This is a genomic window from Paenibacillus sp. p3-SID1389 (assembly GCF_025151705.1).
Lineage (GTDB): Bacteria > Bacillota > Bacilli > Paenibacillales > Paenibacillaceae > Fontibacillus > Fontibacillus phoenicis.
The window spans coordinates 50,328-66,606 of the sequence record NZ_JALXVO010000019.1 but is presented as its reverse complement, the minus strand read 5'-3'; the positions used below and the strand labels follow the sequence as shown (position 1 = coordinate 66,606).

The following is a 16,279-nucleotide window of genomic DNA, read 5'->3' as shown; positions in this document are numbered from 1 at the left end:
CGTTATTGCGCCGCTTTTAAAGGGGCTGCAGCAGCAGACTCCTCGTTCTCGATCACTCCAAACTCCATCAGCAAGTCTTCCAATTCTTCCATACTGATCGGTGTCGGAATCGTCAGCATGTCATTGTGAAGGATTTTGTCCGCCAATTGCTCATATTCGGAAGCTTGCGCATGAGCCGCGTTGTATTGGGTTACGGTCATACGCCGCAATTCGGCATGTTGCACGACATTATCCCGCGGGACAAAATGAATCATCTGCGTATTTAAGCGTCGCGCCAGCTCGGTGATCAGCTCATCCTCTCGGTCCGTGTTCCGGCTGTTGCATATCAAGCCGCCCAGCCGAACGCCACCGCTGTTGGCGTATTTCAAGATACCGCGGGCAATGTTGTTAGCGGCGTACATCGCCATCATTTCGCCGGAGCAAACGATATAGATCTCCTCGGCTTTTTTCTCGCGGATCGGCATCGCAAACCCGCCGCATACGACGTCGCCCAGGACATCGTACGAAACGAAATCCAATCCGTCGTACGCTCCTTCCTCCTCCAGGAAGTTAATCGCCGTGATGATGCCGCGGCCCGCACAGCCGACGCCGGGCTCCGGTCCTCCGCATTCCACGCATTGGATCCCCCCAAACCCTTCCTGGATAACGTCCGCCAGATCGAGATCTTCAACCGATCCTCGTTCCGCAGCCATGTGCAACACGGTTTGCTGGGCCTTGGTATTGAGAATCAATCGGGTGGAGTCCGCTTTCGGATCACAGCCAACGATCATGATTTTCTGACCGAACTTTTTGGCCAGCTGGGCCAATGTATTTTGCGATGTGGTGGACTTCCCGATCCCGCCTTTTCCGTAAAATGCAATTTGTCTCATCATTAAAACCTCCCTATTTATGATTAAAATTTGGTTTAGTTATCCGGTGATTTATGCGCGTCCAGGTATCTTTTGGGGCTTGGGCGCTCGCAAGTAATGCTCGTATTTCGCGTATTCCAGAATCAACTCCTCGATGTGACCCGGTTTGACCAGCGGAAGGATTCCCGCCGCCCTTAACTTCGCTTCCGGCGCTTTGCCGATCCCCGTGGAGAGCAGCGCAGTGCAATCGCTCAGGCTGACGACGATTTCCTGGAGCGTGGCGGCCTTATCCCCGTTGCAGGTGGCGCGACCTCGGCAATAGGCCTGCACTTTTCGGATGCCGAGGAACGAGACGGTTTCTCCATCGGTTTCATACACCATAAACTCTTTGGCATGCCCAAAATGCAGATTTACCCGCCCTTCGCCGCGGGAAGCGACAGCTACGCGCAGCAACTCGTTTCCCGCTTCCTCCCTGCGGGTTGGGAATTCATCTCCCTGACATGCGCATGCGCTTGATCTCGCCCGCTTCCCGGCAGCGGTCTGCGAGTTTTTGCGTTCTTGCAGCTGCCTGACCTTCTGCTCCAGATCCTTTTGCAGCATTTGGCGGGCATCCAGATCGAGCGGCGGTGCGGACTCCAGCTTCTCCCAAGTGAAATCGCCGCTGCGGTCCTCGCCCAACAGCCCGATCGCATCCGCCCGACATTGCCTGCAATGCCGCATGATCCTTGCCCCCTCATCCCCGCAGGCCGCTTGCACGGCATGGAGCTGACGGGGAGTTGGAGCTTGACGCCCCTCTTGCTCGTAACGGCTGCCCGGTGCGATGATCAGAGGCATGATGTTATGCATGAAGGCGCCTAATTCCTTCACCGTTTTTGATACCATCGGCAGATGCTCGTCGTTGATTCCCGGAATCAGGACAGAGTTGACTTTTACGAGTACGCCCTTCTCACTTAAAGCTTGGATTCCCCGCAACTGCCGTGAGATCAAGAAGCCGGCCGCCTCCTTCCCCTCGTATTTGCGACCTTCTTCTTCGTCATAGACCCACCCGTAAATTTGGCTCCCGATCTCCGGGTCCACGGCATTCATGGTAATCGTGACATGTTCGATCCCAAGCTGGACGATCTCCTCGATATGCTTCAGCAGATTAAGCCCGTTCGTACTAAGGCAAAGCGTGACGTCCGGAACGGCTTCCCGTATGCCGCGGAACGTTCGAAAAGTCTGCTCTGCATTGGCAAGCGAGTCCCCTGGACCGGCAATACCGACAACCGACAGCTGAAGGAGCTGCGAGGCGACGCCTGCCACCTTGCGCGTGGCTTGCTCCGGCGTCATTAATTCGCTCACTACCCCAGGGCGACTTTCATTGGCACAGTCGAATTTGCGATTGCAATAAAGGCATTGAATGTTGCAGGCCGGCGCTACAGGAACGTGCATTCTTGCAAAATAACGGTGCGCTTCCTCGCTATAACAAGGATGCCTGACGGTACTCCCGTTGCTCGAGGTCTCGCTTGTACGGACCATACGCATCTCCCCTTTCCTCATGTTCACTTCATGTCAGATTCTCGCATCTCCCAATGAAAACAACAAATGAAACTGTAAAAATTTATCTTAATCATAGGTTTGTGTTAATTAAGCGTCAATTAACATCTCACCAAATTCCGGTCATTTTCCGTTCAATCCACAAATCGGCCATAATTTGCGTCAGATATCATGACATGTCAGTAACATGGATTCGTTTACATTTGTGATTCTCAATCAAAAAAAATCCCCTGCAGAGGTTCGCGCAATCTGCGAACCCCCACAGGGGATTTCGTCAAAACTTGGGGATGATGTCCCGCTTAACTCACAACCTCCGCCGTTTCCGTCGGAAGCAAAATTTCAAACACCTTGCCATGCTGCAAAATCGTGATGCCGCGCGTCTTATCCTTCATGACGACGACCTCAGGTTTCGCCGACATCCGCCCCAAGTAATGCTCAGGCACTTCACCGGAGTCGCTGACCATTAACCCTTCCACTTCACGTTCGTCGTTTTCACCTAAATTCAAATCAAGGACTTGCTCAAATACGTCCGAGAACTGTTCAAAGTTGTCGGTATACACAGAAATGCATCTCATATGGTCTCTCATCCTCACCTATGGGTTATCTTATTTTGCCGCATTTTTCTTAGGTTTTCTGTTTTGCGGCGTTTTCATACGTTTTTTGCCCTCCCGGCAAACGTCAAGCAGCGGGCAGACATCACATTTGGGGGCTTGCGCCTTGCAGTGATACCTTCCGAAAAAGATCAAGCGATGATGCGTTAATGTCCATTCCTCTTTAGGCACCCGCTTCATCAGCTTCTTTTCCACCTCGAGAACGGAATCGTTCCACCCGGCCAAACCTAACCGTTTGCTGACGCGCTCCACATGCGTGTCAACGGCGATCGCCGGAACGCCAAAGGCATTGGATACGACAACGTTTGCCGTCTTACGCCCAACACCGGGCAGCTCAACCAGCTTCTCATGTTCTCTCGGCACCTCTCCGCCGTACCGTTCCAGCAAGATTCTGCACAAACTTTGAATATGCTTGGCTTTGCTGCGGTACAAGCCAATTTTGCGGATATCCTGTTCCAGTTCCTCCAGCGGAACCGATACGTAATCCTCCGGCGTTTTATACTTCTTAAATAAATCAGCCGTAACTTTATTTACCGTAGCGTCGGTGCACTGCGCGGACAGGAGGACGGCAATCGTAAGCTCAAAGGCATTCTCGTGGTTCAACTCACAGCGCGCATCCGGAAACATGGCACCGATGGTGTCTAAAATATGGCGGACATCAGCCGCGTTCATGTCTCCACTCCTTTCCTGGAGGCCCTGCTGGCCGCATGGTTTTATCCGCGAAAAAACCGTCTTGACTCGGGAAACATCCCGCATCAAGACGGTTGATCTCACGAAAAATGATTATTGCTTTTCGACTTCAACCAGCTTGTCTCCGTTGAAATACAAAACAATTTTATCATTAATCTGGAGGGATTGCACGGATATTGTCGTGTCACCTTGGTGAATATACGTATCCGCTGTTACCGCAAAGCGATAATTGTTGTCAGACGTGGAGGACCGCAAGACGATAATTTCCTTGCTTACCCCGTCGTAACGGGAGAATTTGCGTTCTTGCGGCGTCAGCACCTTAACGACAACCGCTCCGTTTGTATCTTTGCGAACCTCAACATGATCACTGGTCGTTAGCGATGTCACACTTGTGCTGACTTCCGTTCCACGTTGAACCTTCACGCCGCTCGCTAAGGAATAGGTTTCCACGTTCCCGGCAAAAGATTTTACCAGCAAGGTCGAACCATCAACGCTTTGAACCTTCCCTAACGTCAGCTTCACGACTTGCAGCGAGATCGCCGTTTGGCCGTTAAACGTAACGTTAATTGTTTGGCCCGCCTTCAAATCGCTGACTTTAATCGCCCCGCCATTTTCGCCAAGCAGTACAGCTTGATCCACATAGAACTCGGAGGTCACACCGTTCGCCGTCGCCCGAATGCGGCTGTTTGCCGTATTTACCGAAACGACTTCAAACTGGATGGAGCTCTTCACCGCCAACGTTTGCAACGCGTCCTGATTCGCCGTCAGCATCGCGGTAACCGCATCCCCGGCTTTGAGATCGGCCAGCGAGGCGTTCGCTTTACCATAAATGCTGATCGTCGGCGTTGTTCCTTGATAAGGAATTTCTACGGTTTTGCCATTGTTCTGCAAAATCGTAATTTTCTTCGATGAGGTATTGGCCGATACATAAGTGCCTTCGTACTTGTAGGTCACATCCACATTAACGACGCGAGAGCCGACAACGGTCAGATCTATTTTGCGTCCTTTGGATAGCTGGGACTCCAGACCGGATAATGTTGGATTCGTTGTGTTGTAGCTGTATTTCGTCTTCTCATCGATCACGAACACATACGGTTTCTCCGACGCATCCAAGACAGTAAGCGCCTTGGTTTTCGTATCGTAGTTGATCACCGTTGCGCTCTCCAATTTCTCGGATTGACGCCCCGTAACTACGATCTTCGTCACTTCGTCGTCAGGATTCAGGGTCAATTCGACCTTGTCCCCGCCCTTTTCGTCGGTGATCAGATCGTCCAGGCTTGCATCAGCGATCCCGTTGATTTCCACAGTCACGTTCTTCGCCAGCCGCTTGATTTCGTCACGTCCGCCTGCATTCGTATAGCTCAGCAACGTATCGCCAACGAGATCCAGCAAGGTCCCGGTCACCGTTCGTTCTGTCGCTTGGGTCACAACCAAGGAGTCCAGCACGCCGTCCTTCACTTCAAACGTAACCGATGCCCCTTCGTTCACTTCGCCCATCTGATTCAGAACTTGATTTTGGTAGAGCAAAATCGTCTTATCGTTGAATTTGAACGTTTCTTCATTGCCGTTAGCAAGTTTGATCGTAATGTTCTTACCCGTAAGATCAATTTTCGAAACCGTACCGCTGCCGGATACATTCCCTACAGATTGCAGTTGAATGATCACCGGCTTCTTGTCAGACGTAAATGTCTCACGTTGAACAACTACCGTGCTCTCCGGCGTTAAGTCGCTGACTTTAATGGAGTTCCCGTACTGATCCACAAAAGTGGTATTGCTGTCATAGGTCAACGTCAACGGATTGTTATTGACCAATAATAGCAACTGGTTATTCCCGAGGACACGCAGCAACGTTCCTTCCGAGCGCTCCAACTGCTGGTTCGGATCGGTTACTTCTACATATGCGGCTGAGCCCACCTTATCCACGGCCAGCACTTTCGTATACAGCTTCAAGGCGCTTTGCGTTGTTCTCGTTTCGGAATCCTTCGTGAAATAGACCGAACGGTTATCCAACGTAAAGCTCTTCAGCTGTCCGTTCGTATACAACGTCAGCTTGCTGCCCGTAAGCTCGGTAACAATCCCCTCGTAGACGTTGGCATAGCCCGGGTTTACGTATTCACTGCCGCGGCTAAAGAAGGTTGCGATTTGGGCTCGCGTGACTTTGCCCAGTGGATCGAACCGGTTGCCCTCCACCCCGTTGGTCAGCTTCAGTTGAACCGCAACATTAACGTATCCTCGCGCGTTCGCGGAGATGCTGGTTTGGTCGGCAAAGCCGGTTGGCAGCGTTGCGGAGGCTTTCGCTTCCGCGTCTTTACCCAAGGCGCGAACGAGTAGCTTGGCCACCCATTCCCGGGAAGCCTTCTTCTCACCCCAAGCTTCGCCTTCCTTCGTGGATGCGAGCTCTTCGTTTTTGTCAATCAAATTTTTCGACAGTGCCAGCTCCAAATAAGGTTTAAAATAATTGCCAACTTTCAGATCTGCCGGAGCTCCGGCACCGTTGCCCAGTTGCGAATCCAGGTTCATGAACCGGATCGCCATCGTAATCGCTTCCTGCTGGGTGACGTTGTCGCCCGGACGGAACTTGCCGGCATCGCCTAGCAGAATGCCTTCAGCTGCTAATTTGTATATATGTTTCTCCGCCCAAAAACCGTTCGGTACGTCGCTAAACAAGGATACCGACGCAACGCTTTGCGAGGTGGTTACAGCCGGCGTTTCCTCGGCGAATGCCGCCGTCGTCCCGCCCAAGCACATGGCCGTGACCAGCATCGCGGAGACCGCTTTCCGGGTACTGCGTTGAAACGTGCGTTTATAGGATGCCATCAAATTCTTCCTTTCTACAAAAAAGATCTCCTTAAACCATTCGACGGCGGACGGGCGAGTTCCTCCCCAATCCCTTAATTTCTTACTAATGGATGCGTCAGTTCGACATGACCCATCAAAGTATCCACGGGAGAGCCATCAACCAGCACATCGATCGCTTGCACCTCGTCGAATTGGAACAACGTGTTCTTCAGCGCATCAAGCGCCAGCGCTTCCCCGCCTGCTCCAAGGCGCGCTTCATCCGGCAGCGTCAAATCAACGGTTACCGTTCCTTCCTTGAAATCGGCGGAATGAAACTCCGCTTTGCCCCATAGGGAGAACTGGCTCGCATTGCTAGGAGCTTGCAGCGCTTTGAGGGCTGCCAAATATTTATCTTGCTTCGCTGGATAAGAGATCTCGCGGCTCTCTTTGCTTAGCTCCAGCATCTGATCATCGGTAAAATAAACCTCGATGCTCTCCGTCATCTGCTGCGGTGCATTCGTTTCGTCCGCTCCTTGCGTCGAATCGGAATTTTGCGGCGTAGCCTCGTCTGGTACTTGCACACTTCCTTGGTTGGCCTCGGCATTCCCCGCTCCGTTATTCGGAGCGGCCTGCGGTTTCTGCCCGCAGCCGCTGCTCAAGGCGAGCAGAAGTACCAGGATTCCAAGGATGATGCTTCTTCTTCTTCTGTTCACGGTGACTTCCTCCTTCGCCCGGCGATCACTGAAGGCCGAGATATTCTTTAATGCCGTCAACGATACCCTGGGCAACTCTGCTCCGGTACTCATCGGTTGCCAACAGTGCATCATCGTTTTTGTTACTTAAGTACCCGCATTCCAGCAGCACGGCCGGCATCGTCGTTTCCCGGGTCACGTGCAGGCTTTGCGTACGGACTTTGCGATCGGCCAAGCCGGAAGCTTGAACCAGATGCTTATGCATGACCTTCGCCAGATCCAGGCTGGCTGCCCGCGTATAATAGGTCTCCACGCCGCTGGCCGAAGCAGAGCCGGAGTTCGCATGTACGGAGATAAAAATGTCCGCTTTAACGTTCTCGGCAATCTTCACCCGGTCAGACAACGTCGGATACGTATCGCTCTCGCGCGTTAGCACCAGATTGATGTTCGGATCATTTTGCAGCAGTTCCTTCACCTTCAGAACGACCGCCAGGTTAAAGTCTTTTTCCTTCTTCTTCGTAACACTAATGGCGCCCGGGTCGCTTCCCCCGTGACCGGCATCCAGTACGACCGTCTTCTTCCCGCTGCCGCCGGAGGTTCCTCCGCCCTGACTTGGATCCGTGTTCAAATTGACGAAAATCAAGCCGTCATTCTCATTGACCAGCTGGTAATTCACCTTATGGTTCAAATCCAATACAATTCGAACCGTCGATGGATTGTTGCTGAACAACGCGTATCTAACCTTGGAAACATCAGGGTATTCCGTTACCTCAATGGACCCGCTCTTGCTGGCATCCAGCGGTGCGCCTCCAGCCAACGCTTCGGCAAATTGAGCTTGCGGCAGATCGATCACGAGCCGTTCCGGGCCGCTCATCGTAAAAATATTAGGCGTCACATTCTTATCGACCGCAATCATCAGGCTGTTGTTATCAAACGCGATTCCGGTCACTTTCGCCAAATTGCTGGTATCTGCCGGAGGTACAACCGTTCCCGGCTGCTGCCCATCGGTTCCGGTTCCGTTGCCGTTCCCGGTGTTGTTGCCAGACCCGGCATTGCCGGTATTTCCGCTTCCACTGCCAGAGCTTGGCGTCGTCAAATAGGCAGCCTTAGCTGTGTTATCCCAAGCCACTTGCAGCCCCATTTGCTCTCCGACAAACCGCATAGGTACGAGCGTAGTATCTTGGGCAAGCTTCGGCGCGACGGGCAGTTTGACCTCGCTTCCATTGACGGAAGCGGTTGTTTGATTAATGACGAGAATAAGCGTTGTACCGGATTGCTTTATGGTTACCGTGCGCGTCTTCTTCTCATAGTTGACGTCAAAACCTAGCTCCTCCGCGACGACACGAATTGGAATCATCACATTTCCATTCACATTTTGGACTTGTCCATTTTCGGGCAAAGCGAGTGCTTTCCCATCCAGATAAATACTCGTACTGCCGGACGCAGCATGTCCTGTTTGCGCCATTACGAAGAGAAGCAACCAGGCGAACATGAGCGTCACCAAACTTTTTTTCTTCATCCGTCACCCCTACCTTTAGAATTTTTGCCTTATGATGCCGTGGGTGTTCACTTCCATTTCGACATCACCAGACGACATATTAGACGCCAAACCGCTTGGAAAGTTGCGAAAATCTGGCATTTTTCTGCTTAACTTTTGCCAGTGTTTCCTACGAAAATCCTAGGTTTCCTGGATGGGAAAGAGAGACGCTGGACGCTGGGCCAGCTACTAGCGTCTCTAGGTTCCGTTATCATGATAGGCAAGCGACGTCCTATCCTCGAACCCCGCGCTCGGCCGAAGTTTTGCGTAGGCCGGGGAATATAACACCATAAAAGGGCGCTATCTCCAACAAGGAAGGGGATTTGGCAAAAATAGAGGAACTTTTGGGCGCTATTTTCGTGGGAAGGGGGAAAAAAGCAGGATAATGGGGCGATCCTGGACAAATAAGGCCATGAATTACCGCTATTGTCGTGATAGCGGGTATAAATCATGGAATAAGGCCACAAAGTACCGCTATTGCCGCCAGAGCAAAAAAACAGCCCAGCAAATCCTCAAATGGATTTACTAGGCTGGCTATAGTCTGTTAACGGCTCTTGAGTTCCGTTACATTTCACACGGCGGCCTTTCCGCGCTCTTTGATTTCGTGCTTACCGGGTCATCGGATGTTCCAGATCGACATGGCCCATCAGCGATTCGACTTGCTGACCATCCACCGTCAACTCGATTTGCTGGACTTCATCAAACTGGAACATCGTGTTCTTCAGCGCTTCGATAGCCAGCGACTCCCCACCCGCACCAAGGCGCGCTTCGTCCGGCAAGTGAATATCAATCGTTAGTAGCCCGCTCTCCGGTACGAACTTCACCGTATTCAGGACCACCTTCTCCCATAGGGAGAACAGACTGTCATCTGCCGTTTGCAGCGCCTCAAAGGCGCTTTCGTATTTGCTATGGTCCGCTGTAAATTCAATCTCACGCGGCGTCTGCTTCAGCTCCATCATTTCATCATCTGTAAAATAAACCTGAATGGTCAGCTTCTCCGCCCCCGTTTGTTGCGCACCAGCTTGGGGATCCCCCGATTCGCCGGTACCGTTGACCGGCCCTTGCACCTCTTGCATCTGTGTTTCACTTTGCTGCGCCCCGCTGCTTAGGGCGGTTTCCCTTAGATGCTCATTCTCCGGAGGTGAAGCCGCCGGCTTGTTTCCGCACCCTGCGGCAACCCCCAGCATAGCCACCAAAGCCAGCAATACCGCCACTTTTCTTTTCATGCCGCTCCCCTCCTTGTCGTTTCGGCCTCTCTTATCGATTATAAGCCCAGATATTCTTTAATACCCGCGACAATACCTTCTGCAACACGCTGCTGAAATTCCTCCGTGTACATTAATCCGGCATCGGTCTTATTGCTGAGATACCCCACCTCAAGCAGCACGGCCGGCATCTTCGTTTCCCGTGTTACATGCAGGCTGCTCTTTCTGACGCCGCGATCCGCCAAGCCCGTTGCCTTCACCAAATGCCGGTGCATGACATTGGCGAGCGGAATGCTCTCGTCCCGGGTGTAATACGTTTCTGAACCGCTGGGGTTGCTTGGAGGATCGATGCTGTTTCCATGGATCGATACGAACACCGAAGCCCCGCGATCGTTGGCCACCTTAACCCGGTCTTGGAGCGACATGGTGACGTCCGTCGTACGGGTCAGGATCACCTCCAACCCGGCTTCCTGCTGCAGCAGCGCCTCGACTTTCAGCGCCACAGCCAGCGTAAACTCCTTCTCCTGTTTCTTGGTGACGCTGATTGCCCCAGGCTGGCTCCCGCCATGCCCCGCATCGATCACAACCAGCGGTCGGCCGCTTCCGCCCGTGCTGGTATTCGGTACGCCTGCGGCTGCTGTCAAGTCGACGGTTACAAGGCCATCGTCAAGGTTCGTGGCCGTAAACTCAACGCTCCGGTTCAAATCGATTACAATCCGAACAGTAAACGGCGATTTGCTAAACAGCGAATAGCGGATCTGGGAGACGTCCGGATAATCGCTGACGGCAAATTGACCATTCCGGCCTGAGTCCAAAGGATGAACGTCCCCGAAGGTCGGAGCAAAGTCGGCGTTGGGAATATCTATGACGAGACGTTCGGGACCGCTCATTTTAAATACGTTCGGGGTGACGCTGCCGGAAACAGCAAACATCAAACGATTTTCGCTAAAGCTGATGCCTTGGATCAACGCGATAGGGCTCTCAGCTTGGTTCCCGGTTGAAGCTCCCGGGTCGTATGTATCGTCATCCCCCGCTATTGGCTGCCCTCCCGGAACAGAGTTCGGAGTCTCCGACCCTGGGGCTTGGCTGGCCGTACCCGGAACAACACCGGCGGCGGAACCTCCCGCAGGACTGGTTAAGTAAGCGGATTTCGTGGCATTATCCCAGCTGACCTTCATGCCCATCTGTTCACCAACGAAACGTAGCGGAACAAGCGTTGAGTCTCCCTGCAGAAAAGGAGCATTACTCAGCTTGACCAACTGACCGTCAACATAAGCGGTGTCCTGACCCAGCGTGAGCTTGAGCTCGGTGCCCTCCTGCGTGATCGTAATCGTGCCGCTCTTCTTCTCCCAAGCGACTTGATAACCCAAACCTTCGGCAACGACGCGCAGCGGCACCATCACGTTGCCCCTCACGATCCCCGCTTGGGCACCGGCAGGCTGCTCAAGCTCCTGGCCGTCCAACACGATATGTGTCCCGGATGACTCCGCCGAGGCGGCGTAGGCGTTGTTCGCCAATCCCGGAAACACGAGCAAACCAACCAACATAAACATCAATAAGCCGAGTTTCTTCATCCGTAAATCCCTACCCCACCCTCGTATTTTGCCGAATCAAGAATCTCATTGACGGATACGCCACCAGAATGGGATCCAGCGAGCATTGTAAACGCCAACATTCCTAAAACGTTGCTAATTACTTCCATAATATCAGAAAAAACACGGGGCTGATAGACTTATATTTTCATAGATTGACAAAAAAAGCCCCAGCTGCATGTCGCAGCCGGGGCTTCCCGCCAAGTTCAGACGGTTTAAGCCAAATGCGCAAATTTCTTCTTCTCGTATGCCGCAATCAAATCTTCGTGCTGGAGCGTCAAGCCGATATCGTCCAAGCCTTGCAGCAAAAACTGGCGGCGGTGCTCATCCAGATCAAAACTGATGTTCAAGCCGTACTCGTCGGTGATCGTTTTTTGCTCCAGATCCACCGTCAGTTTATATCCCTCATGGGCTGCCGTGCGTTGGAACAGCTCCTCCACTTGTTCTTCCGACAGCTTAATCGGCAGGATACCGTTCTTAAAGCAGTTGTTATAGAAAATATCCGCAAAAGACGGTGCAATCACGCAACGGAATCCATAATCCAAAATGGCCCACGGCGCATGCTCCCGCGAGGAGCCGCAACCGAAGTTGACGCGTGAAATCAGAATGGACGCACCCGCGTACCGCGGTTTATTTAATTCGAACTCCGGATTGGGGTTCCCTTCCGTGTCAAACCGCCATTCATAGAACAGAAACTGGCCAAATCCAGAACGCTCAATCCGTTTCAGAAATTGCTTAGGTATAATTGCATCGGTATCTACGTTAACACGGTCCACGGGACCTACGATTCCAGTATGTTTCACAAATGCTTCCATCGTCGATTCTCCCCTTTTCCCTCGATTAGCTCAGGACTTCACTCTTGATTTCCCATTCACGCACGTCGACGAAATGACCCTTGATCGCCGCTGCTGCCGCCATGGCTGGAGAAACCAGATGTGTTCTGCCGCCGCGCCCTTGCCGTCCTTCAAAGTTACGGTTGGAGGTCGAAGCGCACCGTTGACCCGGCTGCAAGACATCAGGGTTCATGGCCAGACACATACTGCAACCTGCGTCACGCCATTCGAATCCCGCTTCTTTGAAGATTTTGTCGAGACCTTCTTTCTCCGCTTGCAGCTTCACGCGGCCCGAGCCTGGAACGACGATCGCCGTAACTTTGTCGGAAACCTTGTAGCCTTTAGCGATTTCCGCTGCTGCACGCAGGTCTTCGATCCGGCCGTTCGTACAGGAACCGATAAAGACATAATCGATCGCGATATCCGTCATCGGTGTACCTGGTGTTAAGCCCATGTATTCCAGCGCTTTCTCAGCGGCTTTCCGTTCATTCTCATTTGCGAAGTCGGCCGGGTTCGGCACCACGCCGTTGATCCCCGTACCCATCCCAGGGCTCGTTCCCCAGGTAACTTGCGGAATCAGCGAATCCACGTCGAATTCGACGACACGGTCGTAAGTTGCACCTTCATCGGTAGCCAGCTTCTTCCACTCCTCCACCGCCTGATCGAACGCTGCACCCTGCGGCACATGCTCGCGGCCCCGCAGGTAATTAAACGTCGTTTCGTCCGGGGCAATCAAGCCTGCTCTTGCTCCAGCTTCGATCGACATGTTACAGATCGTCATCCGCTCTTCCATGGACAGCTCCCGGATCGCTTCACCCGTATACTCGATAACATAGCCGGTAGCAAAATCCGTGCCATACTTGGCGATAACGCCGAGGATCATATCCTTTGCAGTTACCCCTGGTTTACGTTTGCCGACAAAACGGACTTCCAGCGTTTTCGCTTTCGCCTGCTGCAAGCATTGAGTTGCCAGTACGTGCTCAACCTCACTCGTACCAATCCCGAAAGCAAGCGCACCAAACGCACCGTGCGTGGAGGTGTGGCTGTCGCCGCAAACGATCGTCTTGCCCGGATGTGTCAGGCCCAGCTCCGGCCCCATAACGTGCACGACGCCTTGGTCAATCGTGTCGAGGTCGTACAAGGTGATGCCAAAATCGCGGCAATTCTTGGCCAGCGTATCGATCTGCTGCTTCGAGATCGGGTCGGTAATGTTATAACGGTCTTTGGTAGGAACGTTATGGTCCATCGTAGCGAAGGTCAATTCCGGGCGGCGCACCTTGCGTCCGCTAAGGCGCAGACCTTCAAACGCCTGCGGTGAAGTCACCTCGTGAACGAGGTGCAAATCGATATAGAGAATGCTCGGCTTGCCTTCCTCTTGATAGATGACGTGGTTATCCCAAATTTTCTCGTACATTGTCTTTTTGCTGCTCATGATCAATCACCCCACAGAAGGATTCGTACACGTGATCAAGGCAAAAGTGCAGATTGCTGCTCCCTCCGGCCTTGAATGTTGAATCCAATATAACATGATCGTGTTAATTGTTCCAAGATATAATATCTATAAATGCAATAGGTTTAACTTATAAGTGGCACAAAAAAGAAGCGTCCGGTCATTGAACCAATCCGCCCCGCAGCGCCATCACAACCACCTGTGTCCGATCTTCGCAGCCGAACTTCTGCAAGATTCGGTGGACATGAGATTTTACCGTTCCTTCGGTAATAAACAACTTGGCCGCAATTTGCTCATTACGAAGCCCGTAGGCCATCTCCTGGAGAATCTCCCGTTCGCGCTCGGTCAACGGTTCCAGAAGCTTTACTGCCTGCACGTTGTGAGGAGCGGACGGCGATGCGTTGGCAATCGCTTCCTGCAGGGCGCCGGAGGCGAGTTTCGTCTTATAGATGGCTTCCCCGCGATAAGGCGGCACGGATCGCTTCGATCATGTCGCTTGCTTCCGCGTCTTTTAAACGTCGTCAAAATAACGATTTTAACCCCTGCTTGCTGCTTCATGATCCGCTTTGTCGCTTCGATACCGTCCATGAACGGCATCTGTACATCCATCAGAATGACATCCGGACGCAGTTCCTCAGCCATTTTGACCGCATCGTTCCCATTTCCCGCTTCACCAACCAACTGCAGATCGGGCTGCAAGCTGAGAATATCGCCAAAGCCTTGACGAATCATGTTCTGATCGTCGGCGAGCATCACTTTAATCCGGTATGATTCTGTCATGGGGCTCCTCCTTTCCTTCCGTATACTGGTGGTTTGGCTCCTGCTATACTTTGTCTCCCAGATCCCCGTCTGGCAGCTCGTCTTGCATCACGCAACGAATTCCGGATGAGGCTTCCAGCCGTGACAACAGGGCGTTTAAGGCCGTTTTGCCGGAGAACGAGGCGTCATCAGCCAGCGCATGGACGGAGTTGCGGATGTCTTGAAGCCCCTGGCGCGCTACGACCAACATCTCATCGATCGTTTGCTCCGCTCGTCCTGGATCCTGCCGGACCATGAACCGCAGCGCTTGGAGCTGGACGATCAAGGACGTGAGACTATGACCTATACAGAATCATGGATGTCCCTCGCGATGCGCGTACGTTCCTCCAAGACCGCAAAACGCATGGACGTCACGGAAGCCTCCTGCAGTTCATCATACGCCTTCCGCAGCTCTGCCATATAGGCGGAGATTTCGCTCATGCATTTCTTGACGCAGCATGCGCCGGCGAATGACGGAGTACAGCAGGATCGCAAGGGAGATGTAGCTGATGATACCCGTTAGGTTCAAGGCGCCGTAGTGTATGAAAAGGACCGCCGTAATAAGCAGCGTCAGGAGTGCAGGCCACAGCGGCTTCGGCAAAATCAAACGGAACAGCGCATAAAACACGACGAGGATTAGGAAATATACCAACTCCCAATCCTGATACCATACCAAATTCACTCCAGTGATCACGAGGAGCAGGCCCAATGCCGCCCGATCCGGTCATTACTGGACGAGCACGATCAACGCCGGCAGCGTCAAAAAGGAAGCGAGGGTCGTCCATACGATACATTTGGACACTAGACCAGGAGCGGCATCAAACCGCTCGGCCAGCACAACGGCATTAACCGCAACCGGCATACAGGCTTGAATGAACAGGACGGAAAACAGCAGGCCCGAAATGCCCAGCAGCTTTAATGCCGCAAGAGCCACAAACGGTGCCAATAACAAACGGATCGCCGTGCCCGTCCAAAATGCGGCTGGCCTTACCTGCTTCGCCTCAGGCCGCCCAACCTTCATCATTTGTGCGCCTAAGATCGTCAGCACCACCGGTGAATAAGCGTCCGCGACCATGGCAATACCTTGCTCCAGCCCGGCGGTCAGGTGAAGCCCAAAGCATTTTAGAAACACGGCCAGCGCCGCCGCATACACCGCCGGCAGGGTAAACACCGATTTTACTGCGTTTTGGACAGAAAACTGGGAACGTGCCGCGAAATAAACTCCTGCCGTATTTACAATGATCATTTGTGTGATGACGTATACGGAAGCTTTATCCAAACCCAGTTGGCCAAAGGCCAGCAGCACGAGCGGCAGTCCGTAATTGGCGCTATTCGTTAAGGTGGAGATCAGCGTCAGGCCGGCTTGCTCCGCCGGATCCAGCCGGGCGATCTTCCCGATCGCTTGGGCAATGCCCCACATGAGCAGCAGGTTAACGAGCGCGAAGCCGATCGTGCTGTACAGCTCATCCGAGGAAATATGAGCATTTCGCAACGTGTCGAAGATGATAGCCGGGCTCAGCACGTACAAATACAACGTGAGCAGCGGCTTCGTGTCCCAGGCGCGAAACCGGGCCAGCAATGCCCCGGCGGCAACCGGAACTGCAAGCGGCACCAGGACGCCTAGCAGCGTCGATCCAACCGATTGGAGTATAACAGCACCCCCTTCTTTGAATTGCCTCCTATTTTAACGGCCGGATAAAGCCATCGTC

At 53.0% G+C, this 16,279-nt stretch carries 14 protein-coding genes and 1 pseudogene; all 15 read right to left on the bottom strand.

What is annotated here, in order from left to right:
- Positions 1-2 precede the first annotated feature (2 nt).
- On the bottom strand, positions 3-869 hold the full coding sequence (nifH, locus tag M3G15_RS10350) for a nitrogenase iron protein (protein ID WP_260070824.1): 867 nt from the start codon (positions 867-869) through the stop codon (positions 3-5).
- 51 nt (positions 870-920) lie between these two features.
- On the bottom strand, positions 921-2,366 hold the full coding sequence (nifB, locus tag M3G15_RS10345; RefSeq protein WP_260070823.1) for a nitrogenase cofactor biosynthesis protein NifB: 1,446 nt from the start codon (positions 2,364-2,366) through the stop codon (positions 921-923).
- Positions 2,367-2,683: 317 nt separating this feature from the next.
- Positions 2,684-2,959: an NAD/NADP transhydrogenase alpha subunit gene (locus M3G15_RS10340; RefSeq protein ID WP_260070822.1), complete on the bottom strand. Its 276-nt coding sequence runs from the start codon at positions 2,957-2,959 to the stop codon at positions 2,684-2,686.
- 30 nt (positions 2,960-2,989) lie between these two features.
- A complete protein-coding gene (gene nth, locus M3G15_RS10335) occupies positions 2,990-3,667 on the bottom strand; it encodes an endonuclease III (protein ID WP_009225928.1) in 678 nt (225 codons plus the stop codon).
- Between the two features lie 111 nt (positions 3,668-3,778).
- Positions 3,779-6,502, bottom strand: coding sequence for an S-layer homology domain-containing protein (locus tag M3G15_RS10330; protein WP_260070821.1), 2,724 nt, complete (start codon positions 6,500-6,502; stop codon positions 3,779-3,781).
- 74 nt (positions 6,503-6,576) lie between these two features.
- The gene (locus tag M3G15_RS10325) at positions 6,577-7,176 is read right to left on the bottom strand and encodes a GerMN domain-containing protein (RefSeq protein ID WP_260070820.1); all 600 of its coding nucleotides are present in this window, start codon (positions 7,174-7,176) and stop codon (positions 6,577-6,579) included.
- Between the two features lie 25 nt (positions 7,177-7,201).
- On the bottom strand, positions 7,202-8,674 hold the full coding sequence (locus tag M3G15_RS10320) for an N-acetylmuramoyl-L-alanine amidase family protein (protein ID WP_260070819.1): 1,473 nt from the start codon (positions 8,672-8,674) through the stop codon (positions 7,202-7,204).
- A gap of 626 nt (positions 8,675-9,300) precedes the next feature.
- Positions 9,301-9,918 (bottom strand): GerMN domain-containing protein, encoded by a 618-nt coding sequence (locus M3G15_RS10315; RefSeq protein ID WP_260070818.1) that lies wholly within the window; start codon positions 9,916-9,918, stop codon positions 9,301-9,303.
- Between the two features lie 38 nt (positions 9,919-9,956).
- Positions 9,957-11,471: an N-acetylmuramoyl-L-alanine amidase family protein gene (locus M3G15_RS10310; protein WP_260070817.1), complete on the bottom strand. Its 1,515-nt coding sequence runs from the start codon at positions 11,469-11,471 to the stop codon at positions 9,957-9,959.
- Between the two features lie 233 nt (positions 11,472-11,704).
- Positions 11,705-12,304 (bottom strand): 3-isopropylmalate dehydratase small subunit, encoded by a 600-nt coding sequence (gene leuD / locus M3G15_RS10305; protein ID WP_009225922.1) that lies wholly within the window; start codon positions 12,302-12,304, stop codon positions 11,705-11,707.
- Positions 12,305-12,329: 25 nt separating this feature from the next.
- Positions 12,330-13,754, bottom strand: a complete 1,425-nt coding sequence (gene leuC, locus M3G15_RS10300) for a 3-isopropylmalate dehydratase large subunit (RefSeq protein ID WP_036645872.1) — start codon at positions 13,752-13,754, stop codon at positions 12,330-12,332.
- A gap of 178 nt (positions 13,755-13,932) precedes the next feature.
- Positions 13,933-14,552: pseudogene (locus M3G15_RS10295) on the bottom strand (LuxR C-terminal-related transcriptional regulator).
- Positions 14,553-14,595: 43 nt separating this feature from the next.
- Positions 14,596-14,877: a histidine kinase dimerization/phosphoacceptor domain-containing protein gene (locus tag M3G15_RS10290; protein ID WP_260070838.1), complete on the bottom strand. Its 282-nt coding sequence runs from the start codon at positions 14,875-14,877 to the stop codon at positions 14,596-14,598.
- 87 nt (positions 14,878-14,964) lie between these two features.
- Positions 14,965-15,252 (bottom strand): hypothetical protein, encoded by a 288-nt coding sequence (locus M3G15_RS10285; RefSeq protein WP_260070816.1) that lies wholly within the window; start codon positions 15,250-15,252, stop codon positions 14,965-14,967.
- Between the two features lie 45 nt (positions 15,253-15,297).
- Positions 15,298-16,221, bottom strand: a complete 924-nt coding sequence (locus M3G15_RS10280; protein ID WP_009225917.1) for an AEC family transporter — start codon at positions 16,219-16,221, stop codon at positions 15,298-15,300.
- Positions 16,222-16,279: the final 58 nt, after the last annotated feature.

Coding starts and splice junctions, on each gene's coding strand:
- leuD (WP_009225922.1), bottom strand. CDS start 12,304: ATGGAAGCATTTGTGAAACATACTGGAATCGTAGGTCCCGTGGACCGT.
- M3G15_RS10315 (WP_260070818.1), bottom strand. CDS start 9,918: ATGAAAAGAAAAGTGGCGGTATTGCTGGCTTTGGTGGCTATGCTGGGG.
- nifH (WP_260070824.1), bottom strand. CDS start 869: ATGAGACAAATTGCATTTTACGGAAAAGGCGGGATCGGGAAGTCCACC.
- M3G15_RS10330 (WP_260070821.1), bottom strand. CDS start 6,502: ATGGCATCCTATAAACGCACGTTTCAACGCAGTACCCGGAAAGCGGTC.
- M3G15_RS10310 (WP_260070817.1), bottom strand. CDS start 11,471: ATGAAGAAACTCGGCTTATTGATGTTTATGTTGGTTGGTTTGCTCGTG.
- M3G15_RS10340 (WP_260070822.1), bottom strand. CDS start 2,959: ATGAGATGCATTTCTGTGTATACCGACAACTTTGAACAGTTCTCGGAC.
- nth (WP_009225928.1), bottom strand. CDS start 3,667: ATGAACGCGGCTGATGTCCGCCATATTTTAGACACCATCGGTGCCATG.
- nifB (WP_260070823.1), bottom strand. CDS start 2,366: ATGGTCCGTACAAGCGAGACCTCGAGCAACGGGAGTACCGTCAGGCAT.
- M3G15_RS10320 (WP_260070819.1), bottom strand. CDS start 8,674: ATGAAGAAAAAAAGTTTGGTGACGCTCATGTTCGCCTGGTTGCTTCTC.
- leuC (WP_036645872.1), bottom strand. CDS start 13,754: ATGAGCAGCAAAAAGACAATGTACGAGAAAATTTGGGATAACCACGTC.